The 26016-nt window shown below is 50.8% G+C and carries 25 protein-coding genes; 8 read left to right on the plus strand and 17 right to left on the minus strand.

Annotated elements, in window-relative coordinates; all coding sequences use genetic code 11:
• Nucleotides 1-32 precede the first annotated feature (32 nt).
• From kdsB to Q1A04_RS16370, 4 genes are all read right to left on the minus strand, one after another.
• The gene (gene kdsB / locus Q1A04_RS16355) at nt 33-770 is read right to left on the minus strand and encodes a 3-deoxy-manno-octulosonate cytidylyltransferase (RefSeq protein WP_299708141.1); all 738 of its coding nucleotides are present in this window, start codon (nt 768-770) and stop codon (nt 33-35) included.
• A 91-nt stretch (nt 771-861) separates the two neighbouring features.
• Nucleotides 862-1134: a hypothetical protein gene (locus Q1A04_RS16360; RefSeq protein ID WP_299708143.1), complete on the minus strand. Its 273-nt coding sequence runs from the start codon at nt 1132-1134 to the stop codon at nt 862-864.
• A gap of 113 nt (nt 1135-1247) precedes the next feature.
• Nucleotides 1248-1586 carry a hypothetical protein gene (locus Q1A04_RS16365; RefSeq protein WP_299708145.1) on the minus strand — a complete coding sequence of 113 codons (339 nt, stop codon included), beginning with the start codon at nt 1584-1586 and terminating at the stop codon, nt 1248-1250.
• A gap of 98 nt (nt 1587-1684) precedes the next feature.
• On the minus strand, nt 1685-3058 hold the full coding sequence (locus Q1A04_RS16370) for an NfeD family protein (RefSeq protein WP_299708147.1): 1374 nt from the start codon (nt 3056-3058) through the stop codon (nt 1685-1687).
• A gap of 94 nt (nt 3059-3152) precedes the next feature.
• On the opposite strand from Q1A04_RS16370, the gene Q1A04_RS16375 reads away from it, so the two are divergent.
• The 4 genes from Q1A04_RS16375 to Q1A04_RS16390 all read left to right on the plus strand — a co-directional run bounded on the left by Q1A04_RS16375 (nt 3153) and on the right by Q1A04_RS16390 (nt 6895).
• A complete protein-coding gene (locus tag Q1A04_RS16375; protein WP_299708149.1) occupies nt 3153-3923 on the plus strand; it encodes a DUF4905 domain-containing protein in 771 nt (256 codons plus the stop codon).
• Nucleotides 3924-3946: 23 nt separating this feature from the next.
• The gene (locus Q1A04_RS16380; RefSeq protein ID WP_299708151.1) at nt 3947-4936 is read left to right on the plus strand and encodes a LysM peptidoglycan-binding domain-containing protein; all 990 of its coding nucleotides are present in this window, start codon (nt 3947-3949) and stop codon (nt 4934-4936) included.
• A gap of 106 nt (nt 4937-5042) precedes the next feature.
• Nucleotides 5043-5819 carry a TIGR02757 family protein gene (locus Q1A04_RS16385; protein ID WP_299708153.1) on the plus strand — a complete coding sequence of 259 codons (777 nt, stop codon included), beginning with the start codon at nt 5043-5045 and terminating at the stop codon, nt 5817-5819.
• A 23-nt stretch (nt 5820-5842) separates the two neighbouring features.
• Nucleotides 5843-6895: a serine hydrolase gene (locus Q1A04_RS16390; RefSeq protein WP_299708155.1), complete on the plus strand. Its 1053-nt coding sequence runs from the start codon at nt 5843-5845 to the stop codon at nt 6893-6895.
• Here the strand turns inward: Q1A04_RS16390 and Q1A04_RS16395 are convergent.
• Both Q1A04_RS16395 and Q1A04_RS16400 read right to left on the minus strand, forming a co-directional pair.
• Nucleotides 6892-7503, minus strand: a complete 612-nt coding sequence (locus tag Q1A04_RS16395) for a hypothetical protein (protein WP_299708157.1) — start codon at nt 7501-7503, stop codon at nt 6892-6894. The genes Q1A04_RS16390 and Q1A04_RS16395 overlap by 4 nt on opposite strands.
• A gap of 104 nt (nt 7504-7607) precedes the next feature.
• Nucleotides 7608-8078 (minus strand): YhcH/YjgK/YiaL family protein, encoded by a 471-nt coding sequence (locus tag Q1A04_RS16400; protein ID WP_299708159.1) that lies wholly within the window; start codon nt 8076-8078, stop codon nt 7608-7610.
• Nucleotides 8079-8264: 186 nt separating this feature from the next.
• Between Q1A04_RS16400 and Q1A04_RS16405 the strand changes: the two genes are divergently transcribed.
• Nucleotides 8265-10667 (plus strand): Smr/MutS family protein, encoded by a 2403-nt coding sequence (locus tag Q1A04_RS16405; RefSeq protein ID WP_299708161.1) that lies wholly within the window; start codon nt 8265-8267, stop codon nt 10665-10667.
• 29 nt (nt 10668-10696) lie between these two features.
• Here Q1A04_RS16405 and Q1A04_RS16410 read toward each other — a convergent pair whose 3' ends face one another.
• The 4 genes from Q1A04_RS16410 to murB form a co-directional block, all read right to left on the minus strand.
• A complete protein-coding gene (locus Q1A04_RS16410) occupies nt 10697-11149 on the minus strand; it encodes a hypothetical protein (RefSeq protein ID WP_299708163.1) in 453 nt (150 codons plus the stop codon).
• Between the two features lie 330 nt (nt 11150-11479).
• Nucleotides 11480-11914: a hypothetical protein gene (locus Q1A04_RS16415; protein ID WP_299708165.1), complete on the minus strand. Its 435-nt coding sequence runs from the start codon at nt 11912-11914 to the stop codon at nt 11480-11482.
• 97 nt (nt 11915-12011) lie between these two features.
• Nucleotides 12012-12401 carry a hypothetical protein gene (locus tag Q1A04_RS16420; RefSeq protein ID WP_299708167.1) on the minus strand — a complete coding sequence of 130 codons (390 nt, stop codon included), beginning with the start codon at nt 12399-12401 and terminating at the stop codon, nt 12012-12014.
• A gap of 158 nt (nt 12402-12559) precedes the next feature.
• A complete protein-coding gene (gene murB, locus Q1A04_RS16425; RefSeq protein ID WP_299708169.1) occupies nt 12560-13576 on the minus strand; it encodes a UDP-N-acetylmuramate dehydrogenase in 1017 nt (338 codons plus the stop codon).
• A 157-nt stretch (nt 13577-13733) separates the two neighbouring features.
• Here murB and Q1A04_RS16430 point away from each other — a divergent pair, with 157 nt between their 5' ends.
• Nucleotides 13734-14924 (plus strand): THUMP domain-containing protein, encoded by a 1191-nt coding sequence (locus Q1A04_RS16430; RefSeq protein WP_299708171.1) that lies wholly within the window; start codon nt 13734-13736, stop codon nt 14922-14924.
• A 74-nt stretch (nt 14925-14998) separates the two neighbouring features.
• On the opposite strand, the gene murA is transcribed toward Q1A04_RS16430, so the two are convergent.
• The 3 genes from murA to Q1A04_RS16445 all read right to left on the minus strand — a co-directional run bounded on the left by murA (nt 14999) and on the right by Q1A04_RS16445 (nt 19413).
• On the minus strand, nt 14999-16303 hold the full coding sequence (gene murA / locus Q1A04_RS16435) for a UDP-N-acetylglucosamine 1-carboxyvinyltransferase (protein WP_299708173.1): 1305 nt from the start codon (nt 16301-16303) through the stop codon (nt 14999-15001).
• A gap of 6 nt (nt 16304-16309) precedes the next feature.
• Nucleotides 16310-16978, minus strand: coding sequence for a DUF4290 domain-containing protein (locus Q1A04_RS16440; RefSeq protein WP_299708175.1), 669 nt, complete (start codon nt 16976-16978; stop codon nt 16310-16312).
• A 182-nt stretch (nt 16979-17160) separates the two neighbouring features.
• Nucleotides 17161-19413 (minus strand): ATP-dependent helicase, encoded by a 2253-nt coding sequence (locus Q1A04_RS16445; protein ID WP_299708177.1) that lies wholly within the window; start codon nt 19411-19413, stop codon nt 17161-17163.
• A gap of 270 nt (nt 19414-19683) precedes the next feature.
• On the opposite strand from Q1A04_RS16445, the gene Q1A04_RS16450 reads away from it, so the two are divergent.
• Complete coding sequence (locus Q1A04_RS16450; protein WP_299708179.1) at nt 19684-21276, plus strand: ankyrin repeat domain-containing protein; 1593 nt, start codon at nt 19684-19686, stop codon at nt 21274-21276.
• A gap of 79 nt (nt 21277-21355) precedes the next feature.
• Nucleotides 21356-21940, plus strand: a complete 585-nt coding sequence (locus Q1A04_RS16455; protein WP_299708181.1) for a DUF3109 family protein — start codon at nt 21356-21358, stop codon at nt 21938-21940.
• Nucleotides 21941-22102: 162 nt separating this feature from the next.
• On the opposite strand, the gene Q1A04_RS16460 is transcribed toward Q1A04_RS16455, so the two are convergent.
• The 4 genes from Q1A04_RS16460 to efp form a co-directional block, all read right to left on the minus strand.
• Entirely contained in the window at nt 22103-23062 is a 960-nt protein-coding gene (locus Q1A04_RS16460) for a DUF6340 family protein (protein ID WP_299708182.1), read from the minus strand.
• A gap of 117 nt (nt 23063-23179) precedes the next feature.
• Entirely contained in the window at nt 23180-24523 is a 1344-nt protein-coding gene (accC, locus tag Q1A04_RS16465) for an acetyl-CoA carboxylase biotin carboxylase subunit (RefSeq protein ID WP_299708184.1), read from the minus strand.
• Nucleotides 24524-24650: 127 nt separating this feature from the next.
• The gene (accB, locus tag Q1A04_RS16470) at nt 24651-25151 is read right to left on the minus strand and encodes an acetyl-CoA carboxylase biotin carboxyl carrier protein (RefSeq protein ID WP_299708186.1); all 501 of its coding nucleotides are present in this window, start codon (nt 25149-25151) and stop codon (nt 24651-24653) included.
• 4 nt (nt 25152-25155) lie between these two features.
• Nucleotides 25156-25719, minus strand: a complete 564-nt coding sequence (efp, locus tag Q1A04_RS16475) for an elongation factor P (protein ID WP_299708188.1) — start codon at nt 25717-25719, stop codon at nt 25156-25158.
• Nucleotides 25720-26016: the final 297 nt, after the last annotated feature.

Genomic DNA, 26016 nt, shown 5'->3' on the forward strand with positions numbered 1-26016 from the left:
GCGTAGCACCACGACGTTATGGTATAACGTCGCTAGATCTCCGATTTCTCAACTCTTTCCAAATCTTCCGGAGTATCAATTCCAATTGTTTCGAACTCGGTGGTGGCAGTGGCGATGCGGAAGCCGTTTTCGAGCCAGCGCAGCTGCTCCAGCGACTCAGCCAGTTCTAGGCCTGAAGGGGGCAGCTGGGTGATCTGTTCTAGGATGTCGGCGCGGTAGCCGTAGATGCCGATGTGTTTGTAATAGGTATGCTGCTTGTGCCAGATATCGTTGGGCACGTTACGGCAATAGGGTATTGGCTGACGACTGAAGTAAAGCGCCTCACCGGCCTTGTTGATGACCACTTTGGGGGCGTTCACATTGAACAGCTCTTCCGGCGTAGATATCTTTTTAATTAGCGTCGCCAACTGGGTCTGAGGGTTACGGAAACAGGAGGCTACTAAGTCTATTTGCTCCGGTCTGATAAAGGGTTCATCCCCCTGAATGTTGATGATATACTCAAAGGGCTGATCGTGCAACTGGTATGCTTCGAAGCAGCGGTCGGTGCCGCTCTGGTGGTGCTCCGCCGTCATAATGGCCTTCCCGCCAAAGGACAGTACATGGTCCATAATGCGTTGGTCATCAGTGGCTATGAGTACATCTGTTAAAGAAGATTTGGAAGCCTGTTCGTGTACGCGCTGTATCATGGTTTTGCCGTTGATGATTGCCAGCGGTTTTCCGGGGAAGCGGGTAGAGGCGTAGCGGGCAGGTATAATGCCAAGTATTTCCATGGGGCAGACGGGTTTAGCAGCCTGCCATGCGCTGGCAAGCTGTGGCAAATTACAAAAGACCGCGGAGTATTACAGCTTCTTGCCCAAAAAGCTAGGGCCTTTTTCTAACGTTAAGCACCCGAATACCATCCATGGGCCTACTTTGGGGCGAAAGGCCGCAGGGGATGTCGATCTGCTTACCGAGGCGTACAAACTCAATGATGACCGGCGTTTCACCTTCTATTTTGAAGGCTTCATCAATATCGTTTTCGTTTTCCGGTTTATAGCGTGAGCCGTTGATCAGGACCTCAAACCCACAGCCGTCAACCATGTACTCACCTGACCAGACAAGCAGCGCCTCAGCAGTTTCTGTATCTCGCTCCATACTGTCTTGACATGAAGTGAAAAATAAAACAGAAAGGCATAGAAGGGTGAGCTGGTAGAATAGTTTCATGGCGCTTGGTTTAGGTGCAACAGGCAGGTTAGGGTGATAGGCACTTATAATTTCTCGATGGATATGATACGGATGAAGTCTAACGTGTTACTCACGGGAACCATGCCGCACTGAAAGTCCCGCTGATCAAGATGCACATACTTCAGGCGTACGGTAGTACTTCCATCTGTCTTGAAGGAATCGTCTATATCCTTTTCATTATCAGGTTTTAGGGTGTTCTCACCTAATTGAATACTATAGCCGCAACCGTCTACCGCATAGTCGCCCGACCAGCGAAGGGTGGCAGTTGATTCAAGCACTTCGAGGTCGTTACATTTCTCACAAGAGAAGCTGACTGATAGGAAAGTGACCAGTAGCAGCGCACAGCGTATAATATGCTTCATAAGATCAGGATAGGTCTTTACTATCTACAAGACCCACAAAACCACGCAACGGTTGCAAGGGGAATTAAAAAATTTGAGGCTATTCTCAAGTAGCGACTTTACAGTGTAACGTCGCCTTCCAACTTTCTAACTCGTAGCGAAAACGTGCTTTGGTCGATCACCTGCACGGTGTCGCCTTTTTCGATGAAGCCGTCACGGGCTTGGGCGTCGTAAATGTTGTCGTCGATCATGATGCGGCCGCTCGGCGCCATGCGGGTATAGGCAATTCCTGTTTTACCGATCAGGTGCTCGGCGGAGTCGGCGGAACGGTAGCCTTCTTTGCTGTGGAATTCGTTGCTGAGCACAACGTGCCGTAAAGCGCGACTGCCCATCACCCTTTTCCAAGTGAGCACCACAATGACGACAGCCCCCACCATACCCATCAGCACAGAAATAAGGCTCTCCATCAGTCTGTCAGGCGAAACGAAGGTGAAGTCGAAGGCTTGGTTGTTGACCATAATGAGTAACAGCGAAAGGAACACAAGCACAATGCCCCCGATGCCGGTCACGCCAAAACCGGGGACCACAAACACTTCCAAGGCGATGAGGATGATGCCCGCGACAAAAAGTAGAATCTCCCAGTTCTCTGCCAATCCGTTGAGGTAGAAAGGCGTGAGGTAGAGTATACCCGCGACAATGGCAGCCATCAGCGGAAAGCCAACGCCCGGTGACTGTAGCTCAAACCAAAGCCCCCCGATAATGATCAGAATAAGAAGACCACTGATAACCGGATTCAGGAAAAAGGAGATGATTTTGTTGGTACCACTCAGCTCGTAGCGTATAATTTCGGCGTCCTGCAGGTTCAGGATTTGTAGCACTTCGTCGATGTTGTTGGCGCGACCTTCGCAAAAGCCGTTTTCGATAGCCTCGGAGGTGGTGAATGTCAGCACTTGGCCGGCAGAGAGGGTGCTGTCCACGCTGGCATCAACCATGGCCTCGGCAAGGCGGGGGTCACGGCCATTGGCTTCGGCGGTGGAGCGCATAATGGAACGCATGTAACTCTGGTACTTGCCCGGGGCAGCCTGTCCGTCAGCGCCTACTACTGTGGCCGCACCGATGTTGGCCCCCGGCGCCATGTAAATGCTGTCGCAGGCAATGGAGATGAGAGCACCGGCAGAGGCAGCATTTTTATCGATGAACACATAGATCGGCTTCGGATACTCGAGCAGGCGCAGGCGAATGGCATCCGCGTCGTTCACGGCACCGCCGTAGGTATTAAGTTTTAGCAGAATGTGGTCAGCCCCTTGGCTGGTCGCCTCATCCAGTGCCAGTTGGGTATAGCGGTTCGTGCGAGGATCTATCTCGGAGGTGATCTCCATGATGAACACCTTCTGCTTCTTCGTTTCCTGTGCATGAGCGCCTGTGCTGAGCAGGAGGCAAACAAACAGGCAGAACAGGGTGTGCCAATGCCGGAATTTTGTGTCAGATTTCATACATTTGGGCTGGCTGAATGCCAATTAGATTTAAGGTACAAAAAAATTTCCGCTTATTCTCGCTCTACAGTTTAAATACGAGTTTCAGGCGCCCTTGTGGCGTATCCGCATTGATACCGAAGTGGGGCGGCTGGCTCTTGAGGTGCGGGACGGCGATTTGCTGCTAGCCAGTTTCTATACCTTGGATTGCCATACCCATACCTTATCACTTCTAACAGTTCCTGTGCAAAACACTTGGTGGATGGGGCTGGAGGAGGCGTATGCCGGGCAGGTATACCTGCATGGCTACGGCGATCGCAAACTGGGACAGCATAAAGGCATCTGGGCACTTGCCGCTGGCGGTGAGGGGGCGATATGGCATCAGCCGGAGCTGGCTTTCTACGGGCTGGCCCAAAATGGATTGCTGGCATACGAGGCGGCTGCACAGGAGCAAGGCTTGCTTTTGTTGGACACCCAAACGGGACAGATGCTGCAGCGCGCCATTAGTCAGGAACATGCAGCTGAGCAGGTGCAGGCTTACAGTAGCGTGCGTGACGCGGTAGTCGTTTATCCTACTCTTTACAAAGAAGGCGAGACCTACTTCGAGCAGGTGCGAGATTTTCTGGTACAGCGACTTGACTGTCAGCCGGTAAGCGCCATTGAGTATGCCGAGACTGATAATTACCTCGTCGTGTCGTACTACCTGACTACCGAAAAAAATAAATTAGATAATTTTTTGGCTGTTTTTGATTTAAATGGTTTTTTGCACTTAAATGAGCCGCTTGCAGTTGCAACAGATGGCGTAGGTTCAGATACTTTTTTTATCTTTATGCGCAGTTTATACTTCGTGCAGACCAAAGCAACCTTAAAGGCATATTCTCTTTAATTTTATAGTTACTACTTTTAGCTATGATTCGAATTCTATTCATCGCCCTTCTAGCAGTGCCGCTGCTACCTCTTTCAGCATCAGCCTTCGAAACGGCTGCCCTGCGCGACTCTGTTGGGGTAGAGCGGAAAAACGGAAAAACGTACGTTCAGCACCGCGTTGAGCCTAAAGAAACGCTTTACGCGCTTTCCAGAAAGTATAGTGTCTCTGTTGCACAGATTGTGGACTCTAATCCAGCTGTGGAGACGACCATCAACATCGGACAGATTGTGCTGATCCCGCGTCGCTATAACACCGCACCGGCTGCCAAGGTACAGGTTGCCGCAACAGCTGCTGAAGCCAGCAACCGTACGTTTACTGTGAACGATCGCGGTGAAAAGCTCCATACCGTGGAGCCACAGCAAACGCTCTTCTCTATTTCGCGCATGCACGGCGTGAAAGTGGATGATATCAAGCGCTGGAACAATTTGGCAGACAACACTATCAGCGTTGGTGCGCGATTGGTTGTGGGCAAGGGAATGGCAGTGCCGTCCAAGAAACCGATCTACGTAAGCGAGTCGGATGATGAAATAGCTAAGCCTAAAGAAACGGAAACAGCTGTGGCCTCCGCTGCCGATACACCAATCCCGACGACAAGCCCTGCTAACAAGCATATCGTGCTCACCCCTGTGTCGCCTGCCGCTCCAGCAGAATCTGAGCGCATAGCGGAAGACGAGGAAACGGTGGATAGCGTTTCTGGCGCGAAGAAGATCTTGGAAAGCGGTATGGCCGAGATGATCGACCCGAAAGCTGATTCCAATAAATACCTTGCGCTGCATAAATCCGCCCCGGTGGGCACCATTATGCAGGTGAAAAACGCCATGAACGACCAAGTGGTGTATGTGCGCGTGATTGGGAAACTGCCAAACACGGGTAACAACGAAAACGTAATCGTGCGTCTGTCTAAAAAGGCCTGTCAGAAACTGGGCGCCGTTGATCAGAAGTTCAGAGTGGAATTGTCTTACATGCCTTAAACAGGTATAGCGATAAAGAGAAAGCCCGGGCAGCAGTGTCCGGGCTTTTTTTATGTGCTCTGCATATTCCTTAACTTGCGAGACGCCATTTCTCGTACCATTGCACATGAAACAGGATATCGCTCAGATCAAAGCCCTGCTCGACGACCGGGTAGCCCGCTACAACCAGCCCAGTTTTATACCCAACGACCCGGTGTCCATACCGCATCGCTTCACCAAAAAGCAGGACATTGAGATCAGCGGATTCTTTGCCGCTATACTGGCTTGGGGACAGCGCAGGACTATCATCAACAATTGCCTGAAGCTCATGGACCTGATGGATAATGCCCCGCATGATTTTATCCTGCACCATCAAGAACAGGACCTGCCCCGTTTTCTGGGTTTCAAGCACCGCACCTTCAACGACACGGATCTTCTATACCTGCTGCACTGGTTTAAGTGGTACTACCAGCAACACGAGAGTCTGGAAACCGCCTTTACGGGCGAACAAAACCAAATTATAACCCAGAAGGCGCGATTGGAGCATTTTCACGAGCTGGTCTTCAGTCTGGAGGATGCCCCGCAGCGTACTCGTAAGCACATTGCCACGCCTGCCCGTAAATCTGCCTGCAAGCGCCTGAATATGTACCTGCGCTGGATGGTACGGCCCGCTGACGGCAGCGTGGATTTCGGCCTCTGGCACACGATGCAACCTGCCGACTTGGTCTGTCCCTGCGATGTGCACGTGGAGCGCGTAGCCCGCCGCCTCGGCCTGATCACCCGCAAAGGTATGGACTGGCAAACAGCCGAGGAACTGACGGACCACCTGCGGGCATTCGACCCCTCTGACCCCGTGAAGTACGACTATGCCTTGTTCGGCTTGGGGGTGGAGGAGAAGTTTTAAGGTATAGCTTTAACCAAATTCCCATGGTACAGCACTTACATGAAGCTTTAAACGAGCACCTAGAAAGCAATTATCCCTCCCATGGCCCGGGCGCAGCAGTTCTGGTGTCGATTGCAGGGGAGGTCTTGTATGAGCAAGATATAGGTGTAGCGAATCTTGCGACGGGAGAGCCGATAACACCGCATACGAATTTCCGGTTGGCTTCGGTGAGCAAGCAGTTTACGGCCATAGCCATACAGCTATTAGCGCAGCAGGGGAAGTTGTCTTACGAACATACCTTGCACCGCTTCTTTCCAGCGTTTCCAGCAGGTATAGGAAATCAGATTACCTTGCGACAGTTGCTCTGCCATACCTCCGGCCTGCTGGACTATGAGAAATTTGTGGAAGAGCGGCCTGACTGGCAGATCGGGGACGAAGAAGTGTTGGCGATTGCCGGCTCCCAAACCCAAACCTACTTTGCGCCGGGCACAGCCTACAGGTATAGCAACACTGGCTATGTGCTGCTGGCGCTGGTGGTGGAGCGGGTCTCAGGTATGGCTTATGCTGATTTTCTGCAGCAGCATCTTTTTGAGCCGCTTGGTATGAGGCAGTCTATGCTCTATGAAAGGGGAAAGGCTATACCTACACGGGCCTTGGGTTATGCCAGAAACATGGCGGGCGAATTAGTACTGTCAGACCAAGGCACCTGTACGGCCACCAAAGGCGACGGCTGCATCTATACCTCCGTGCGCGATTATCTGCAATGGCATAAAGCCTTGAGCAGCATGGCAGGTATGGCACCTGCACTTGATCAGGTATACACGCCGCTGGCAGGCTATCCGAACGGTTTCTATGGCATGGGCTGGTTCTTCAGCAAACGCAGGTCAGGCGGACTGGAAATGTACCACACCGGCAACACCAGCGGCTTCAGTAACCTTGTCATCCGTATACCTGAGCATGATGCATTAATCGCCTGCTTTTCCAACATCGCCGATAACCCACACTTGCTGACCAGCTTTTTGGATGTGTTGGATCAGTTTCCAATGCTCCGGTTAGAGTCGGGACTGGTGAGAGACTTGCTGGCACTTACCCGTTAATGAATGTATGGATTCCGTCTTCTCTCTTCCTGATTACTGTAAATACCGCCTAAACCGATGTTAAGCGAAAAATAGAATTTATACCGTGCTCCCGGCGCATGGGGTAAGTGCATGTCGTCATTTATTGTCCAGCGAGATTTCTCGAGCGGAAGCAGGTAGCCCACCCTTGCATTTACGAGATAGAACCACTGCGTTGAAAGGCCTACCCCCAAGTCCAGATGCGCCCTCGAGTTATGGATTTCCTTGTACTTTAAATCTGTCTGCAGATAATCTTCTAGGGTGGGGGGCTCTGCCAGTTTCTCGCGGTAAAGGTAACTGAGCCCATTGCCTTTTAAACCTAGGTATGGATAAAGTGAATAACGGTGACTCTTGGTCAAGTCGTAGCCAAAGTTGAAGGAAAACGAACGGTATTCCATTTCTGTCAGGTAGGTGCTTTCATCTTTTTTTGCAGCTGTCTTTACAAAAGAAATAGTACCAATCCCGCGGTTTGCATAAAACTGAAAGCCAATTCCAACGGAAGCGGTCGGGTGTTTAGCTGCCGGGAGTCCTGCGGTGTTTAAGGCATTTTCAAATCCTTTGTTGTCGATGATCGGGAATTCTATGGGCATGAAAAAGAAGGTCCCGTACGCCTCATTTTTCAAGGTGTCGGCTTGCGATTGTGCTTTGACTAAGGAAGCAAAACAGAGCAGTACCAAGAGAAGCGCCAGCCTTATCATCTGTTTGAATTGCTTTCCGGGTTTACCGCAATCTTCAACACGACTTTGCGCACATTCTTTTCCGTAATCATGGCGGCATGTGCATCGTCGGGGTAGAAGATGGTGAAAGAACCGGCCGGCACATCGAACCAAAAAGCAGGGCGGTCAGTGAAGAAGGCCGCATCGCGTTCGTCCGTGTATGGGTCGTTAGGGGTGCTGCACTGCGCCAGATCCCGCCAGCCCATATGGTCGGTGCCTTCTATCACATACTGTATGTCGATGTACTTGCGGTGCACCTCCAGTTTCGCATCTGACTCAGGTATACCTGAGCCTTCAGAGATTATCGCGAATAGGTCTTTGCCTACAATGGCCTGTTGACCAATGGGGATTGTCATAAGATCAGCCTGCTGCAAAAACCGAAAAGCTTGTGCAAACAGCGGGTGCATGCAGGTATAGCGGTTGGCGTTGGTGAGTTTATCGAGAACCATGATTTGAGTTTAGAGTTAAGGAATTTGGGAGTTTTGGAGTTAGAGGTTCTGAGTTACAAGTTCTGAGTCTCGAGTAAAAGTAAAACTTGTGAAAAAACTCAGAACGCAAGACTTAGAACTCAGAACTAAACCACCGGTTTTACTTGTTATAAAATGCTAAATTTGCCTTAAATTAAGAGATAACAATTGATCTATCCAGAGAATTTTGAAATAAAAATCGGGTTTGCGCAGGTACGTGAAATGCTCTCAGAACTTTGTCTGAGTCCGTTGGGCCGCCAGTTCGTGAACCGCATGACTTTCCTGAACCGGCACGACCTCGTGCAGCGTCTTTTAGAACAAACAAACGAGTTCAAGCAGCTGCTTGAGTCAGACGCTGAGATTCCACTGCAACACTACTTCGACGTAACCGCCTACCTCGATCGGGCGGCTATACCCGGCACTTTCTTGGAGGTGCAGGCTTTCTTCGAAATCAAGATGTCGTTGCGCACCATTCGCGACTCGCTGCGTTTTATCTCCAGCGCCGAAGAAGGCAAGTATGAAGCCTTGAAAGCCTTGGGAGCCAACGTAATCGTGGAGCGCTCGCTCATCGCGGCCATGGACAAGGTGGTGGACGATGCCGGCGCCGTGCACGACGATGCCTCTCCTGAGCTGCAGCGTTACAAGCGCGACCTTATCGCACAGCAGGGACAACTGCGCAAAACGATCAGCTCCATCATCCGCCATGCCAAGAATGAAGGTTGGACGCCCGGCGATGCCGAGCCGACCATACGCGGTGGCCGACTGGTTATACCTGTCATAGCTGAGCACAAGCGCCGCATCAAAGGCCTGATTCACGATGAGTCGAACACAGGTCAGACGGTATACATTGAGCCGGAGTCGATCTTTGAGCTCAACAACGACATCAAAGACTTAGAGAATGCCTACCACCGGGAGCTGATCCGCATTTTGGTGGGATTGACCAATACACTGCGCAACTTTATACCGGAGCTGCGCAAAGCTTACCAGTACCTCGGCCTGCTGGACTTCATCCGGGCCAAGGCGGCCTTCGCGCGGCGTATCGAGGCCAGTATGCCGAAGCTGCACCGTTATCCGCACATCGCTTGGAAACAGGCGATACACCCGCTGCTCTACCTATCACATAAACAGATGGGCAAGCCAACTGTGCCGATGGACCTTGAGCTGACGCGCGAGCAGCGTATTCTGCTGATCTCAGGACCTAATGCCGGTGGTAAGTCGGTGAGTTTGAAAACGGTAGGGCTGGTGCAGTACATGCTGCAGACCGGTATGCTGATACCTGTGGAAGGTGGTTCGGAAGCGGGTATCTTCCACGACATTTTTATCGACATCGGGGATGAACAGTCCATTGAGAACGACCTGAGTACCTATAGCTCGCACCTCACCAACATGAAGAAATTCGTGACGGTGGCCGACCACAAAAGTCTGGTGATGATAGATGAGTTCGGTACCGGAACGGAGCCGGTGCTGGGTGGCGCTATTGCCGAGGCCGTGCTGCAGAACCTGAACGACAGCAAGGTGTTTGGCGTGATCACGACGCACTATACTAACTTGAAGAACTTTGCCGAGCGCTCGCCGGGTATTGTGAACGGGGCCATGCGCTACGATCACAAAAACCTGCAGCCGCTCTACCAACTCGAGATCGGCAAGCCGGGTTCGTCCTTTGCCATCGAGATCGCCCGCAAAATCGGTCTGCCGAAGCACATCGTTGACAAGGCCAGCAGTCTGGTAGGCAAGGACAAGATCCGCTACGACCGCCTGTTAGAGGAACTAGAAACCGAGAAGCAGGAACTGGAGAGGAAGCTGAAAGAGGCGACGGCTTTGGAGCTGAAGCTGAAACGCAACGTGAAGGAGTACAGTGAATTGAAAAACTTCTTGGAGGAGAGTAAGCAGGACGTGATGCGCGAGGCCAAAGGCAAAGCCAAGCTTTTGCTGAAGGATGCGAATCAGAAGATCGAAGCGACCATTCAGCAGATCAAGCAGAGTCAGGCTGAGAAAGAGCAGACCAAACAGGCCCGCCGCGAACTCGAGGAGTTTGCCACCGAAAAGGTGCGCAAGGAAGAGCCTCGTCCGGCTCACAAACGAGTAGCCAGCAATGGCGGACCACTGAAAGCGGGTGATAACGTGTCGCTAATCGGGCAGGACTCCGTTGGCCAGATTGTGAGCATCAAAGGCAAAACGGCTGAGGTGCTCTTTGGCGGACTGAAGACGATTGTAAAAGTAGACAATCTGGAGCGGGCCGAGGCGCAGACCGCCAAGCAGAAAAAGGCCGCTACAGAGGCAGCCCAAGGCTATACTCGTAGCATGAACATCACGCAGCGCATGGCAGACTTTACCTCCACTTTGGACATACGGGGAGAATATGCCGAAGAGGCTCTGAATAAAGTGATGAACTTCACGGATGAGGCCATCATGCTCGGTATACCGGAGATCAAGATCGTGCACGGTCGTGGCAACGGCGTGCTGCGGCAGGTGGTGCGCGACTACCTGTACTCGGTGCGTGAAGTAGCCAGCCTCAGCAGCGAGGCCGAGGAGAGGGGAGGCGACGGCGCCACTTTAGCTGTACTGAAATAAAAAAGGCTCCTGCAAAGGAGCCTTTTTTGTTAGCGGGCAAAACGTGCTTCGATATCGACAGTCTGGTTATCCTCCGTTTCCCAAGCTTGAACAATGTAAAGCTCACTGCTTGTCAACTGGTTAATTCTTGCTGTTTCTTCATCTGCCGTGCCCTTGTCGAAGAGGATGGATTGCTCATTATTTGTGAACTCCCACCTGCCGGATTCTGCTGCACTGCCATCATAAGTTGAGCTGTAAGTGCCGTTAGAGTTAAAAGTTACCTTCCATTTTTTTACATCAAAAGAGTTGTCCGGATCATCTTCATCTATCAGCCAGTCAGAGATATCCTGAGTGCCTAAAAAGAGCGCTGTGCCTGTCCATTGGCCCCCAGTGAGCAAGGCTGTTCTCGTTGGCTCTGCATCGTCATCATCGTCGTCGCAACTCACCGTGGAGAAGGCAAGTACCATGACAAGAAATAAGGCGAGTAATTTTTGTAATTTCATAGTTAAACGGTTTTTGGAATGGGCTTACAAATTTCTGCTATCTACAAGAATCGAGAGACAGCAGGGGCTAAAATAAAACACAGCTGTACAATCAAAGGGGGAAAAGTCAAGTGTAATATATATGAAGTATACTTCTACTCAGTTTTTAAGTTTTACTTTAACCTAACCAAGAATACTAGGCCCTTTATCATTTTCTGACTTTTTAGTGAAGGCAGCTTTTGAGCACTTCAATGCATACAAAACTCAAGGAAACCGCTGTAAAAAGTAAAATTTCCACTAAACAGAAAAGGCTCCCGTGAAGGAGCCTTTTCTGTTTAGTGATCTTGAATACTACCTTGTGAATCTGAACTCAAAATCACTATCACCGGATGTGTCATAGGATTCGATATAGGAAAACTCCGTGTCTGTCAAATTTGTGATACGAACAGTTGATTCGAAGGAAGTGGCTCTGTCAAGCAAAAGAGACTCCTCGTTTTGGGTAAATTCCCACGTTCCGTTGTCCGTCACACCGCTGTAGGTGTCTAGGTAGGTGCCAACCTTGTCGAATTTGATATAGAGTTGCGAAACATCAAATGGAAACTCTTCTGCCTCGCGCAGTTCGTTCGTAATATCCGTACCATTCCACCACACAGAGGCGCCTCTCCATTCCCCGGCCGTCAGCATATCTCTTTTAGAAGGGCCTTTGTCGTCATCCTTCTTACAAGAACTCAAACTTGTGATAAGAAGTAGGGCAAACAGAAAGGTGAGCAGTTTTTGGAATTTCATAAGGTAGCTTTAGGTTAAGTAACTAGCTATTGCTTGTTATGCGTTAAACAGATGGATTTGGTTTTCGCATACATCAGCTGAATCTAAGCTAGTTAATTTAGTTATTTTTCACAAACCTCACCTCCGCATTGAACACCACTCCGTCCCGTTCTACGCTGGCAATCAAGTTCATGTTTGTTGTGGTGAGCTCATCAATCTTCAGATCGCCCAGTAGGTCAAAGTTGATGATCGTTTCATTTTCTTTGAGGGACCATTCACCGGTTGTGGTCTGCATAGATCCAGCCTGCTCGTATACAGCGGTATAAGTACCGTCGCGACGTAGGGTAAGGCGCGTACTTTTGATATCGAGCAGCATATCCTTGATTTCAGGTCGTTCCGACACATCCATACCACCGACCAGCACTTGCTGGCCCCGCCACTCGTGGGCTACCAGTAGGTCAGTATTTGTTAGGGGTTCTACATCTTTGTCTTTTTTACACGAAAACAATACAAAGGGGAGAGCTATAAGCAGTAAAAATAAGGGTAGTCTAAATGTATTCATAAAGAGTGGTATGCTAAGTTATTCATACCCTATATATCGCAGTTCCTATAAATTAGTTGGGGCGATTTAACTAATTTTTAGTTGCTTTCTCTAAATAAAAACACTTACAGAATATTTACTTCCGGCTGCAGTGTAATCCCGAATTTTTCCTGCACAGAATGGATGATATCGTAAGCCAACTCTACCAGTTTTTCGCCCTTCGCACCACCGTAGTTCACTAGCACTAGCGCTTGGTTTTTGTGCACACCGTAGTTATCGATCACTTTGCCTTTCCAGCCGCACTGCTCTATGAGCCAACCGGCCGGCACCTTCACACTGGCCTCCGAAACCGGATAGGCCGGCATGTCCGGATGCTTCTCTTTCAGTACATCAAACAGGAGCACGGGTATCTCGGGATTTTTAAAAAAGCTGCCCGCATTGCCAATCTGGGCGGGGTCAGGGAGCTTGCTGCGTCGAATGTGGCAAACGGCGGCACTCACATCGTGTATGGTAGGCTGCTGTACCTGCATTTCCTGCAAGGTGGTGTGTATGGCACCGTAGGAGGTGTTAAGTTCATGTGCCTTGCGCAGACGCAGTGTTACGGATGTTACCACATACTGCCCCTTCAGTCGGTGCTTGAACACGCTCTCGCGATAGCCGAACTGGCAGGCCATGTTGTCGAAGGTATGGACTTCGCCTGTCTCGAGATGTACAGCTTCCAATTCTTGAAACACATCCTTGAGTTCCGCACCGTAGGCGCCGATGTTCTGTAGCGGCGCGGCACCCACCGTGCCCGGTATAAGCGACATATTCTCGATACCGCCAAGGTTATGCTCGAGACAGAAAAGCACCAAGTCGTGCCATATCTCCCCGCCGCCAGCCCGTACGTAGGTATAGTTACTGTCTTCGTGCAGCACTTGCATGCCTTTGATGCCGTTAAGCAGCACAATGCCTTCGAAATCTTTGGTGAACAGCACATTGCTGCCCCCACCTAGTATGAGTTTCGGCTCTTCCTTTATAGCAGGGCGCTGCAGCAGCTCCTGCAACTCCTGCACACTGTCGAAACGTGCGAAATGCTTCGCCTTCACATCAATGCCAAACGTGTTGTAGGGTTTAAGGGAAAAGTCGTTCTCGAATTTCATAAGCGGGTATTTAGGGCAAAAATAAGGCTTTAATTTAAAAAGTTAGAAAGTAATCCCTTTAGTTCTAAGTAAACTTCCTGTACAGAACTACTCAGAACTCAACACTCGAGACTCTCGACTCATTTACTTATCTTTGCTGCTTATTCAGGTATAGACGATGGCTAAACAGAAACCGAGCGGTAATTTTAACATGATAGCGACCACACTCAGTGGTTTGGAGGAGGTGCTGGCTGAGGAGTTGCGCGCACTGGAAATGGAATACATTAAAGTGGGCAATCGTGCGGTGAGCTTCTCAGGTACGCAGCGACAACTATACGAGGCCAATCTGTGGTGCCGAACCGCCATTCGCATCCTAAAGCCGATTCGTAACTTTAAGGCCCGTAACGAGCAGGACCTCTATGAGCAGGTGCAGAAAACCAATTGGGCTGAGGTGTTTGATCTGGATCAGACCTTCGCCATCGATGCCGTGGTAAGTCACTCCACGTTTGAGCACTCGCTCTTTGTGGCCCAGCTTACCAAAGACGCCATCGTAGACCAGTTCCGTAAAGCAACCGGCGAGCGCCCCTCCGTGGACCGCATCCGTCCGGATGTGCGCCTGAACCTGCACATGCATGAGAACATGGTCACGCTTTCGCTTGATTCCTCCGGCGACTCGCTGCACCGCCGCGGTTACCGCCTGCAGACCAACGTGGCCCCTCTCAACGAAGTGCTGGCCGCCGGTATCATCTCCCTGACAGGTTGGGATAAAAGATCGACTTTCGTGGACCCCATGGCCGGTTCCGGCACCTTTCTGATAGAGGCTGCCCTGATGGCCCAGAACATTGCGCCCGGCATTTTTCGTCGGGACCCTTTTGCCTTCGAGAGCTGGAAGGACTTCAATGGGGAGTTGTTTGAAATGGTCTGGAAAACCGCAGAGGCCAAAGAAAAACGCGAACCGCTGGCCCAGATCATCGGCTATGACATTGATCCGGACTACGTGCTGGCCGCTCGCAAGAACATTGAGAATGCCGGACTGGACCACGTGATCAAAATAGCGTTGGCTGACTTTTTCGAGACAACGGCACCGGCCGAGGAAGGTGTGCTAGTGATGAATCCGCCATACAACGAGCGCATCCTGTCAGACGACATCAACCTGCTATACAAGCAGATTGGCGACACGCTCAAGGGCAATTACCAAGGTTTTGATGCCTTTGTGTTCACAGGCAATTTGGATGCCGCCAAAAACATCGGTTTACGTGCCTCACGCCGTACTCCGCTTTACAATGGCGCCATCGATTGCCGCTTGCTGAAGTATGAGCTATACCGTGGCAGCAGGAGAGGAGAGGCCAAAGATGAAGTACAGCAATAGCAGAAACTCACGCGCATATAAACAGCAAGAGCACCCCGCGGGGTGCTCTTGCTGTTTATATGAAATGTATAACCCTAGAGTCGTCGGATCTGCGCACCAAGTGCGTTCAGGCGGCCGTCAATGTTCTGGTAGCCGCGGTCAATTTGCTCCACGTTGTCGATGATGCTGGTGCCTTCGGCAGAAAGGGCTGCTATCAACAGCGCCACACCGGCACGAATGTCCGGGGAGGTCATGCGGATGCCACGTAGCGGAATCTGCTTGTTCTGTCCGATAATGGTGGCGCGGTGCGGGTCGCAGAGGATGATCTGTGCTCCCATGTCGATGAGTTTGTCCACGAAGAACAGGCGGCTCTCGAACATTTTCTGGTGTACGAGCACCGTGCCTTTAGCCTGCGTTGCCACCACCAGCGCCACACTCAGCAGGTCAGGTGTCAGGCCCGGCCATGTGTGATCGGAAATATTCAAGATACTGCCGTCGATGTAGGTGTCCACTTCATAGCGGTCCTGCTCAGGTATAAAGATGTCGTCGCCGCGGAACTCCATTTTGATGCCCAGTCGCTGGAAAGTGTCAGGTATAAGCCCTAACTCCGGTATCTGGCAGTCTTTGATGGTAATTTCGGAGCCTGTCATGGCGGCGAGACCGATAAAGGAACCGATTTCGATCATATCCGGCAGCATGCGGTGCTCGGTGCCACCCAGTTTTTTCACTCCCTCAATCACCAGCAGGTTAGAGCCGATGCCGCTAATATTGGCACCCATGCGGTTAAGCATGCGGCAAAGCTGCTGCACATACGGTTCGCAAGCGGCATTGTAAATGGTAGTGGTGCCCTCTGACAGTACAGCGGCCATCAGGATATTGGCCGTTCCTGTTACCGAAGCCTCATCCAACAGCATGTAGTTGCCTTTGAGGCTGTCCGAGGTTACGGTATAGAAGCTATCCTCAGAGCTATATTCGAATTTGGCGCCCAGCTTCTCGAATCCGATGAAATGGGTATCCAGTCTGCGGCGGCCGATCTTGTCACCGCCCGGTTTTGGCATTTTGGCCTTGCCAAAGCGGGCCAGCATCGGGCCTACGATCATGACAGAACCTCGTATGGCACGGCCTAACTGTACAAATTCCTGTGTATCCAGAAAGTCGAGATTCACATCGTCCGCTTGGAAGGTATAGGTATCGGTAGCTACGCGCTGTGTCTTTACGCCCAGACTTATCAGCAACTCGATTAGCAGATTGACATCGCGGATGTCCGGGATGTTGGAGATTGTAACAGGTTCAGGCGTTAACAACACAGCACACAGAATCTGCAGTGCCTCGTTTTTGGCGCCTTGTGGAATGATTTCGCCGCGCAGTTTGGTACCGCCTTTTACTTCAAATGAAGCCATTTATTACTATTTGTTTCTTTGGTTGGAAGTCGTTCTAGGATTTTTGCGACCGCGATTGTCGCCGCGGTTCTGCTGCTGTTGCTGTGGTCGGTTGCCGCCGCTATCATGCGACTTGGCGCTCACCGACTCAAACAGGTTGTTGCTCTCGACATAAGCGAGGTCCATGTTTAGTTTGCCTTTTGATATCTGCTGGATATCGTTCAGGATCACATCATCCGTGATGCTGTCTTTGTTGTAGGACCGGTAAAGTGTCTTCATCAGTTTGCCGATGGAGATGGTGGCCGCTTCGCGCTCCTTGTCATCCTCCAGTTCAGTGGCACGCTGAATAAGAAGCTCCACGTTCTGGCCATAGTGCTTATACCTTGGCGTGTGGAGCGGGTACTGCATAGGCTGCGGCTTGTCGTTCAGGTACTCCATCGCGCTTAGCGGGTAAGGGGCATCTACGTCGAGTTTCGAGCCGGACATCACATACAGGTGGTTCCATAGTTTTTGCTGATAGTCCTGCGTGTCGCGCAATTGCGGGTTCAGCTTGGCCATCAGGTTGACGAGCAGGTGCGACAGACGTGTGCGCTCCGAACGGTCTTCCAACGACAGGATGTGATTCACGAGGTCCTGTACGTTTCTGCCGTATTCGCGCAGCAGCAGCTCCTGCTTAAATGTGGTACTTGCTTCCATTATATCTGTTAAATGAATTCAAAATTAAAAATATGAGCTAATTAGAAATTAGGGTTAAGCAGAAATTAGAATTTACGAGAATGTAGATTGATGCGATTAAGATGTCTGTAAATATCATCTTGACCTTAGGGTATTTTATTCATCCAACCCCCAATTTCTAATTTTTAATTCATAATTTCTAATTACTCATGTATGCGTAGCTTGGCAAAGCTCAGCAATAAGGTTTTCTCACCCACCTCATCAAAGTTGATGATCGCCTTGGTGCTGTTGCCCTGCGTGTCCATTTTGGCTACTACGCCAAATCCGAATTTAGGGTGCTCCACCTTCATGCCGGCGGCCAAGTTGGATGTGTCGCTCGGTTTAAAATCGGCAGGGGCAGTATAGGCCGTGGCTGCCTGTTTGCGCGGCGGTGGCTGCACCAGACTGCTGATGCTGCTCTTGCGTTGCAGCACGCGGTCGAATACGTTGCCTCCTCCTGCAGCACCCGAATCACCGTACTTAAAATTGAGGTATTTCGGATCGATCTCATCGAGGAAGCGGCTCTTTTCGCAGGACCGCAAGTTGCCCCACTGGTAGCGGCTGGTAGCATAAGTCAGGTATAGGCGCTTCTCGGCACGGGTGATGGCCACATAAAAGAGGCGTCTTTCTTCTTCCAGATCAGCGCGGGAGTTGAGCATCATCTGGCTCGGGAAGAGGTTCTCCTCCATACCTACGATGAACACGTTCTTGAACTCCAGACCCTTGGCTGAGTGGATGGTCATGAGCGTGACAAACTCGCCGTCCATATCCGCCTTAGTGTCGGCATCGGTGATCAGGGCGATATCCTGCAGAAAAGCCGAAAGGCTCTTGTCCTCCTTCTCGGGATCGTCCACATACTCTTTTATACCGTTGAGCAGTTCCTGTATGTTCTCATAACGGGCGAGGCCCTCCACGGTTTTGTCTTGGTAGAGGTCGTCTACAATACCAGAGTGCTTGGCTACGTGCTTGGCTACTTCGAAGGCATCGGTGTTATCGGCGATACGGGCAAAGTCCTTGATCATGATCGAGAAGTTCTCGATAGCGGTGCCCACACGATTACCCAAAAACTGTCCGGCGTTCTGTATCACTTCCCACACCGAATGGTTAGTCTCATCGGCCGTCACAAAAAGTTTCTGCTCCGTGGTTTCGCCTATACCTCGTTTCGGATAGTTGATGACACGACGCAAAGCCTGCTCATCGTTCGGGTTCACCACCAGACGCAGGTAGGCGATCAGGTCCTTGATTTCCTTGCGCTGGTAGAACGATAGGCCGCCCACGATCTTATACCGGATGTTCATGCGGCGAAGGGCCTCTTCCATGGCTCTGGACTGCGCGTTGGTGCGGTACAGAATGGCGAAGTCATCGTAGGAGAGATGATTACTCATCTTATCCTCAAAGATGGTAGTGGCCACCAGCTTGCCTTCCTCGTTGTCCGAGTTGGCTTTGATCACCTCGATCAGCGGTCCCTGCTCGTTGTCGGTATAGACGTCCTTCTTGAGTTGGGCCGAGTTGTTCTTTATAACCGAGTTGGCCGCATTCACGATGTTCTTGGTAGAGCGGTAGTTCTGCTCCAGCTTAAACACTTCCAGCTCAGGGTAGTCACGCTCAAAGTTGAGAATGTTCTGAATATCGGCTCCACGGAAAGCGTAAATGGACTGCGCATCGTCGCCCACCACCACAATGTTTCGGTTCTGGGCAGCCAACTTGCGCGTGATCAGGTACTGCGAGTAGTTCGTATCCTGGTACTCATCCACCATCACGAATTTAAAGATGTGCTGGTACTTGTTCAACGCGTCTGGATGGTCGCGGAACAGCACGTTGGTCTGGAACAGCAGGTCGTCAAAGTCCATGGCGCCTGCCTTAAAGCAGCGGTTCGCATACTGTTCGTAGATCTTACCGATCTTCGGACGCATAGCGGCCTCATCGTCGGCCTGTATCACGGCATCGTTTAAGTACTGCTTTACCGAGATCAGTTTGTTCTTGGCCGAGGAGATACGACCCAGCACCACGTTCGGTTTGTAGAGCTTGTCATCCAGATTCATCTCCTTCACAATGTTGCGAATGAGTGTCTTGGAGTCGTCGGTATCGTAAATGGTGAAACTCTTCGGATAGCCTATCTTATCGGCCTCCGCACGCAGGATACGCGAGAACACCGAGTGAAAAGTACCCATCCAGATATTCTTGGCCTCGTTGCCGATCACTTTCTCGATACGATGGCGCATTTCTTTGGCCGCCTTGTTGGTAAAGGTCAGGGCCAGTATATTAAACGGATCGATTCCCAGACTAATCAGGTGGGCGATCCGGTAAGTAAGTACTCTTGTTTTGCCTGAGCCGGCACCCGCTATGATCATGGCAGGCCCCTCGGTGTGGAGCACGGCCTTGCGTTGCGACTCGTTCAGTAAACTAATATAATCCATTTCGTCTCTTCCGCGTGCGTCTTTAATAATCCATGCAATTTACAAATTCAAATCCGTTTTAGGAATGCCAGCGGCACATTTAGAGAACCAAGCGCGCTTATACTTGGTTTCTTTCTGAGTATAGTGTTTTTGGCCCTTGATTTGCGAGTCTTCATGTGGCGATTTTAGAGAAACGCCGCATAATCTGTATCTTTGTAAAATTGAGACGGTTGCCACACCCTTTTGATAGTGTGTCTTATACCTGATTTTACCATGACCCTAATACCTCGCATGAAAAAGCTACTCTTGCTACTCACACTGCTCCCAGCCGGACATCTGGCTATGGCACAGTCCGACACAACCCAAATGCTGAAAGCTATCCCCGACTCTGTGAAACAGGTAAAGGTACCGCGTTCAGCCAAGCAGGTATGGCGTACCCCGGAAATGCAGGAGGCGATGGATTTATACATCGGTCTGCAGTACAATGCGGCCTACAATAAATTCAGGCAGGCTGCCGCACGTGATGAGGCCGCTGCCTATTACTTTTTGGGTCGCATGCATCAGCACGGAGAGCTTCGGGAAGACGATACGCCAATAGATGAGATCATCACCACCGATTCGGTAGCCTATGTGCGTAACCCCGAGAAATTCTATATAGCAGATCCTGACACGGCCCGTATTCTTTTCGAAAAGGCTTTGGAGGGAAACAGTCTGTTGGGCAATTTAGGGCTGGCCGAATTAATGACAATTCGCAACGATGAGGATAAGCAGCGCTTTACACGCCTGATGCGCAGTGCGGCCGTCGACATCCGGGATATGGCGGTGGCCGGCGATGCCTTCAGTAACCGCATACTGGGTAGCATGTACTATACCGGCTATGGTGTCATGCAGGATAAGGAGTATGCCTATACCTACATTAAGCGGGCCGCTGAGCTGAATGACGTAGTGGCTTATACCTCGCTGGCTAACTTATACCTGTCGGGCGAGGGGGTGAAAGAGAATGTGGCACAGGCCAAGTACTGGCTCGAGAAAGGAGCCGCCGCCGGTGAGCGGGAGGCCCTCTATACCCTGGGTCTGCTTTATGAAGAAGGCAACATAGGCGAGCCTGAGCCTGAAAAAGCCCGCGAACTCTATCACGAGGCCATTTCGCAGGGCAGTTCGAATGCCTTCGAGCAGTTGAAGTACCTAAACCAGAGCAATGACCAGAAATTAGTGCTGGCCGCGATTGAACGGAATCCCGATATCGTGAAACGCACCTTAGGTAATGGGGCAAAGGTAAATACGCTGGCTATTCCGAACGGCTATGATTTCGATTTCAGACTGCGCACTCCACTCATGCACGGCATTTTTATTCCGCTGCTGCTCGAGGACTATGGTGTGATCTACCAGCCGAATGTTCGTCTGGAGGTGGCCAGTCTACTGCTGCGCGCCGGCGCTGATGTAAACGCGACCGATCAGGATGGAAAGACTGCCTTGCACTATGCCATGTCGGGAGCCCGTATCAATACCGAAGGCTTCGAGATAGAGCAGGCCCAGTTGTTGGATACGCTTTTCAAGTATAAAGCCGATCCCAATATCGTTGATAACAAAGGTAATACGCCGCTCTACTATGCCGTGCGCTTTGCTAACGGTACGCACATGATGGAGATGAGCCGACTGCTGAAAGGCGGAGCCAACCCGAACATCCAGAATTTAGAGGGCTTGACGCCGCTGATGCTGGCCTGCCAATTGGACGGTGGCAACGAGGTAATCGTGATGCTGATTAGTGCCGGCGCCGACCCAAGCCTGCGCGACTTTGCCGGCAAAACTGCTATGGATTACACGAAGCGCGAAAGTGTGCAGAATATTCTGATGGCGGCCGGTGCCAAGGCGCCTAACCGTTAATCTAAACTTAATTACCTTTTATTTTGTCTCTGTTTTGCTGGCTTAGCCGGCAAGGCATTTTAATTTCTTCTATACCTACATGATCGTTCTTCAAAATACCGTCATCAGTGATGATATCCGTGATAATTTCTTTGTCTGCAACCTTGAGAAGTGCAAGGGGGCCTGCTGTGTGGAGGGCGACCTAGGCGCACCGTTGGAGGAGGAAGAACTGGCTATTTTGGAGCAGAGCTACGAGCAGATAAAACCGTATATGACCGGAGCCGGCAAACTGGCAGTGGAAGAGCAAGGGCTGTACATTCAGGATTTTGAAGGTGACTATTCCACGCCGACCATCGAGAACCGCGAGTGCGCCTACGCCCTGTACGATGACCAAGGTATACTGAAGTGCGCCATTGAGCAAGCTTACTATGACGGCAAGATCAGCTGGAAAAAGCCAATTTCATGCCACCTGTACCCGATCCGCGTTACCAAATACGACGATTTTGAGGCACTTAACTATGACCGCTGGGGTATCTGCGCCGCCGCCTGTAATTTCGGTGAGTCGCTTGGCGTGAAGGTATACCAGTTCCTGAAAGAGCCGCTAATCCGCAAGTATGGCGAAGGGTGGTATACCGAACTGACTGAAATGATAGAGAAAGAAGAGGAGCCCACCGCGACTAGTTAGGTATAGGAGCAAAGAAGGTTAAAGTAATAAACAACAAAGCCCGACCAGTGTGGTCGGGCTTTGTTGTTTGTATATTCAAGCATTCTATCTTAGCGTAGCAACTGTCAATAAATCGCTAGAATTAAAAATTGTAGGGCAGTAGACAAGTATAACACGGAGGGCTTATTTGATAATGCCGGCCCCTGTCCAAAGCTCAATCAGATTCACAGCCAGTTTGTCGCCTTTGCTTTCAGCTTGGCGTGCCCAGTGAATCGCCTGTTCGTAGTTACCAGTCGCTTCGTAAGCCACGGCGAGGTTATGCGCTGCTTTACCCTGATGCTTGTAAGCTGCATCCTGAGCAAGCGGCAGCAGCGCGTCGATCGCCTGCTGGAATTGCAGCGTGTACAGCATAAAAACTGCTCCGTTCAGCCCCTTTCTCTGATGTACCTGCCGTACCAGCAGCATGGGTTGCGGGTAGAAGCGGTCCCAATAGCTATAGCCTGTCTCAACCGCCAGTCGGTTTATTTCAGGGCCTGCTTTCCCCATAGCCGGACCAATCGCAAGTAGACCACTGATAACGGCGCGTGAGTCATAATAGTCCTGTTGCTGTATGGTAGTGCGGTCCAGTACAGTGCCAGTGCTGTCGTAAAGCGACCAGCTACTTGTCACGATCAGGTCGTAGTTGGCTGTTTTGGAACGGAAGCCGTCCTCATCCTCATACGTCTCCACCTCTTTGCCCAAGCGGGTATCGAACTTGTCCAGCGTCAGGATCAGGTGTGGACTGTATCCGGCATACAAATCCTTTATCTCCGTTGGGCTGAGTTGGGTAGTGGCAGAAGAGGAGGGAAGGGATACAGCCAAGTCCGGATTAACCAGCACGAAAGTGGAGTCGTTGTAGATCGCGCCCATCACGCCACCGGCGGCTTGGTAGGCCCCATCGCGCAGCACTTCCAGCACACGCTCGTTTTTGTTAGAGGCGTGCTGCGCTGCATCATAGCGATTCACGACGAGTACTTTCCACTGGTCATGCGCGACCTGCACCACAGGCGGACGCACGGTTTCCATGGTCACCAAAGTCACGCAGCCGCTCAGCTGCAGGGTGATTGCGATGCACAGGGCGGGCATCAGCTTGGTTAGTTTCATGTCTGCTTTATTCAGAAGTCGTACTAAATTAACAGGAAATGATAAGTGTGAAAACTGCAAGCATAAAAAAACCGGCCCCAAAAGGTCGGTTTTTTTATATGGCTTATGCAATGCTCTTTAGAGCGCTCCGAAATCGAAGTTATCCAAGTAGGCTGTTGTGAAGTTACCCTCCTTGAAGCCCGGGTCATCCATCAGCTTCAGGTGGAAAGGAACTGTTGTCTTGATACCTTCGATCACAAACTCGCTCAGGGCGCGCTTCATTTTCACAAGGGCCTCCTCACGCGTCTGCGCACTCACGATCAGCTTCGCGATCATGGAGTCATAGTTCGACGGGATAGTATAGCCAGAGTATACGTGTGAATCCACGCGCACACCGTGGCCACCCGGCACGTGGAGGTTCGTGATCTTGCCCGGCGAAGGACGGAAGTTGTTCTTCGGATCCTCTGCGTTAATGCGGCACTCGATAGCGTGCATTTTCGGGTAGTAATTCTTACCGGTAATTTTCTCGCCAGCGGCCACTTTGATCTGCTCTTTAATCAGGTCGTAGTCGATCACTTCTTCCGTAATCGGGTGCTCCACCTGAATACGGGTGTTCATCTCCATGAAGTAAAACTCACGGTGCTTGTCCACCAAGAATTCGATCGTGCCCACACCTTCGTAGTTGATGGCCTTGGCGCCTTTGATGGCAGCCTTGCCCATGCGGTCACGCAGGTCGTCGGTAATGAACGGAGAAGGCGTCTCCTCCACCAGTTTCTGGTGACGGCGTTGGATAGAGCAGTCACGCTCCGAAAGGTGCGCCACCTGTCCGTGCTGGTCACCGATCAACTGGATCTCGATGTGGCGCGGCTCCTCGATGAACTTCTCCAAGTAGATACCGTCGTTACCGAAAGCAGCCTTAGACTCCGTGCGGGCATCGTTCCAAGCCTTATCGAACTCCTCTTCGCTTTTGATGATACGCATACCACGTCCACCACCACCGGCAGTTGCCTTGATGATAACAGGGTACTTGATTTTCTTAGCCAGCTTCTTACCCTCTTCTGCAGACTTAAGCAAGCCATCAGAGCCAGGTATAGTAGGTACACCTGCCTTCTTCATGGTGTCTTTGGCAGATGCCTTGTCACCCATGGCGTTGATCATCTCCGGTGTCGCACCGATGAACTTGATGTTGTGCTCAGCGCAGATGCGCGAGAACTCGGCATTCTCGGAAAGGAAACCGTAGCCCGGATGGATAGCGTCAGCGTTCGTGATCTCAGCGGCTGAGATCAGATGCGGCATGTTCAGGTAAGACTGGGCGCTAGGCGGCGGGCCAATGCAAACAGCCTCATCGGCAAAGCGCACGTGCAGGCTTTCTTTATCGGCCGTAGAATACACGGCCACCGTTTTAATACCCATTTCCTTGCACGTACGGATGATACGCAAGGCGATCTCGCCTCTGTTGGCGATTAGTATTTTTTTAAACATAATGTCAGATTTGTAGATTTGTAGATTTGGAAATGTAGAGACCGTCGTGAAAGTGATATAAAAATGGAGAGGGACATGCCATCTCCATTTTCAAATCTTCACATTTTCAAATTTTCAAATCAATGATTTAGCTTGGATCTACCAGGAACAGTGGCTGGTCGTACTCAACCGGGGAAGAGTTATCCACTAATACCTTCACGATCTTGCCAGACACCTCTGACTCGATTTCGTTGAAAAGCTTCATGGCTTCGATAATGCAGATCACCTGACCCTTTTTCACCTCATCACCCACGTTGACAAACGAAGGCTTGTCAGGGCTGGACGAGCGGTAGAAGGTACCGATCATCGGGGCCTTGATAGCGATGTACTTGCTGTCGTCGCTGGCTGGCGCTGCGGCAGGGGCCGCGGGAGCAGCTGGTGCCTGTGGCGCAGCTGGAGCTGGCGCTGCGGCCGGGGCTGGCGCGGAAGCGTGCATAGCCGGGGCTGAAGCAGCTTCTTTTACATACGTCACCTGCTGGTCTGGATCACGCTTCACCGAGATCTTGAATTCTTCTGTCTCAATGTTTACTTTATTCAAACCAGACTTGGCGATAAAGTCAATAAGGTCTTGGATTTCTTTAGCTTTCATGTTGTTATTTTACTCTCTCTGCGTAAGAATAAGTTCGTGTGTCTACCTTTATTTTTTCGTCCTGCCCGATGAAAAGCGGTACCTGAATAGTGGCACCTGTCTCAACGATGGCTGGTTTTGATGCATTAGTAGCCGTGTCGCCTTTTAGGCCCGGCTCTGTATACGTAATCGTCAGCTCCACGAAAGGAGGGATCTCACAGGTGAGCGGTGTCTCTGTTTCAGCGTGGAAAAGGATTGTCACTTCCTGTCCTTCCTTCATCAGGTCGGCAAACGGCACCATCTTCTCATCCAAGGCCACCTGCTCAAAGGTGCTCATGTCCATAAAGTTGTAGCCCAGATCATCTTTGTAGATATACTGGTGCGGACGCTGCTCCACGCGGGCTGTCGTAATTTTGTGACCTGCTGAAAAAGTGTTGTCGATCACTTTTCCAGTCTTGATGTTGCGGAGTTTCGTTCTAACGAAAGCCGGACCTTTGCCTGGTTTAACGTGTTGAAATTCAATAACAACATAAAGATCGTTGTTGAATTCCATACACAGACCATTTCTGATGTCAGCTGTGGTTGCCATAGTATGCTGGGGTTACGCTTAATATTAAATTCAAACGATAAAAGTATAGCGCAAATCGCTGTCTTGCAAACAAAGTTTATTAATATGCTTTAAAAGTAGATAAAAAATGAGCGAGGCATCAGCAGCAAGAGTATGATATTCGCTTGTTTTTAGGCCTTTTTACCCTGATTTTCGACCTTCGTTGGATAATTTGCCTACCTTGCCACCATATTCAAAAAAAAGCCCTGAGCGGAGGCATCGAGTCTCCGTTTTATCCGTAAGGCTTACAGCCGCAGGCTACAAGGGGTTTCCCCTTTT

The organism is uncultured Pontibacter sp., from assembly GCF_947499215.1.
Classification (GTDB): domain Bacteria; phylum Bacteroidota; class Bacteroidia; order Cytophagales; family Hymenobacteraceae; genus Pontibacter.

What these genes read in the sequence shown, in the direction of transcription:
- kdsB (WP_299708141.1), bottom strand. Translation starts at nt 770, where the DNA reads ATGGAAATACTTGGCATTATACCTGCCCGCTACGCCTCTACCCGCTTC.
- Q1A04_RS16360 (WP_299708143.1), bottom strand. Translation starts at nt 1,134, where the DNA reads ATGGAGCGAGATACAGAAACTGCTGAGGCGCTGCTTGTCTGGTCAGGT.
- Q1A04_RS16365 (WP_299708145.1), bottom strand. Translation starts at nt 1,586, where the DNA reads ATGAAGCATATTATACGCTGTGCGCTGCTACTGGTCACTTTCCTATCA.
- Q1A04_RS16370 (WP_299708147.1), bottom strand. Translation starts at nt 3,058, where the DNA reads ATGAAATCTGACACAAAATTCCGGCATTGGCACACCCTGTTCTGCCTG.
- Q1A04_RS16380 (WP_299708151.1), top strand. Translation starts at nt 3,947, where the DNA reads ATGATTCGAATTCTATTCATCGCCCTTCTAGCAGTGCCGCTGCTACCT.
- Q1A04_RS16385 (WP_299708153.1), top strand. Translation starts at nt 5,043, where the DNA reads ATGAAACAGGATATCGCTCAGATCAAAGCCCTGCTCGACGACCGGGTA.
- Q1A04_RS16390 (WP_299708155.1), top strand. Translation starts at nt 5,843, where the DNA reads ATGGTACAGCACTTACATGAAGCTTTAAACGAGCACCTAGAAAGCAAT.
- Q1A04_RS16395 (WP_299708157.1), bottom strand. Translation starts at nt 7,503, where the DNA reads ATGCCCATAGAATTCCCGATCATCGACAACAAAGGATTTGAAAATGCC.
- Q1A04_RS16400 (WP_299708159.1), bottom strand. Translation starts at nt 8,078, where the DNA reads ATGGTTCTCGATAAACTCACCAACGCCAACCGCTATACCTGCATGCAC.
- Q1A04_RS16410 (WP_299708163.1), bottom strand. Translation starts at nt 11,149, where the DNA reads ATGAAATTACAAAAATTACTCGCCTTATTTCTTGTCATGGTACTTGCC.
- Q1A04_RS16415 (WP_299708165.1), bottom strand. Translation starts at nt 11,914, where the DNA reads ATGAAATTCCAAAAACTGCTCACCTTTCTGTTTGCCCTACTTCTTATC.
- murB (WP_299708169.1), bottom strand. Translation starts at nt 13,576, where the DNA reads ATGAAATTCGAGAACGACTTTTCCCTTAAACCCTACAACACGTTTGGC.
- Q1A04_RS16430 (WP_299708171.1), top strand. Translation starts at nt 13,734, where the DNA reads ATGGCTAAACAGAAACCGAGCGGTAATTTTAACATGATAGCGACCACA.
- murA (WP_299708173.1), bottom strand. Translation starts at nt 16,303, where the DNA reads ATGGCTTCATTTGAAGTAAAAGGCGGTACCAAACTGCGCGGCGAAATC.
- Q1A04_RS16440 (WP_299708175.1), bottom strand. Translation starts at nt 16,978, where the DNA reads ATGGAAGCAAGTACCACATTTAAGCAGGAGCTGCTGCTGCGCGAATAC.
- Q1A04_RS16445 (WP_299708177.1), bottom strand. Translation starts at nt 19,413, where the DNA reads ATGGATTATATTAGTTTACTGAACGAGTCGCAACGCAAGGCCGTGCTC.
- Q1A04_RS16450 (WP_299708179.1), top strand. Translation starts at nt 19,684, where the DNA reads ATGAAAAAGCTACTCTTGCTACTCACACTGCTCCCAGCCGGACATCTG.
- Q1A04_RS16455 (WP_299708181.1), top strand. Translation starts at nt 21,356, where the DNA reads ATGATCGTTCTTCAAAATACCGTCATCAGTGATGATATCCGTGATAAT.
- Q1A04_RS16460 (WP_299708182.1), bottom strand. Translation starts at nt 23,062, where the DNA reads ATGAAACTAACCAAGCTGATGCCCGCCCTGTGCATCGCAATCACCCTG.
- accC (WP_299708184.1), bottom strand. Translation starts at nt 24,523, where the DNA reads ATGTTTAAAAAAATACTAATCGCCAACAGAGGCGAGATCGCCTTGCGT.
- accB (WP_299708186.1), bottom strand. Translation starts at nt 25,151, where the DNA reads ATGAAAGCTAAAGAAATCCAAGACCTTATTGACTTTATCGCCAAGTCT.
- efp (WP_299708188.1), bottom strand. Translation starts at nt 25,719, where the DNA reads ATGGCAACCACAGCTGACATCAGAAATGGTCTGTGTATGGAATTCAAC.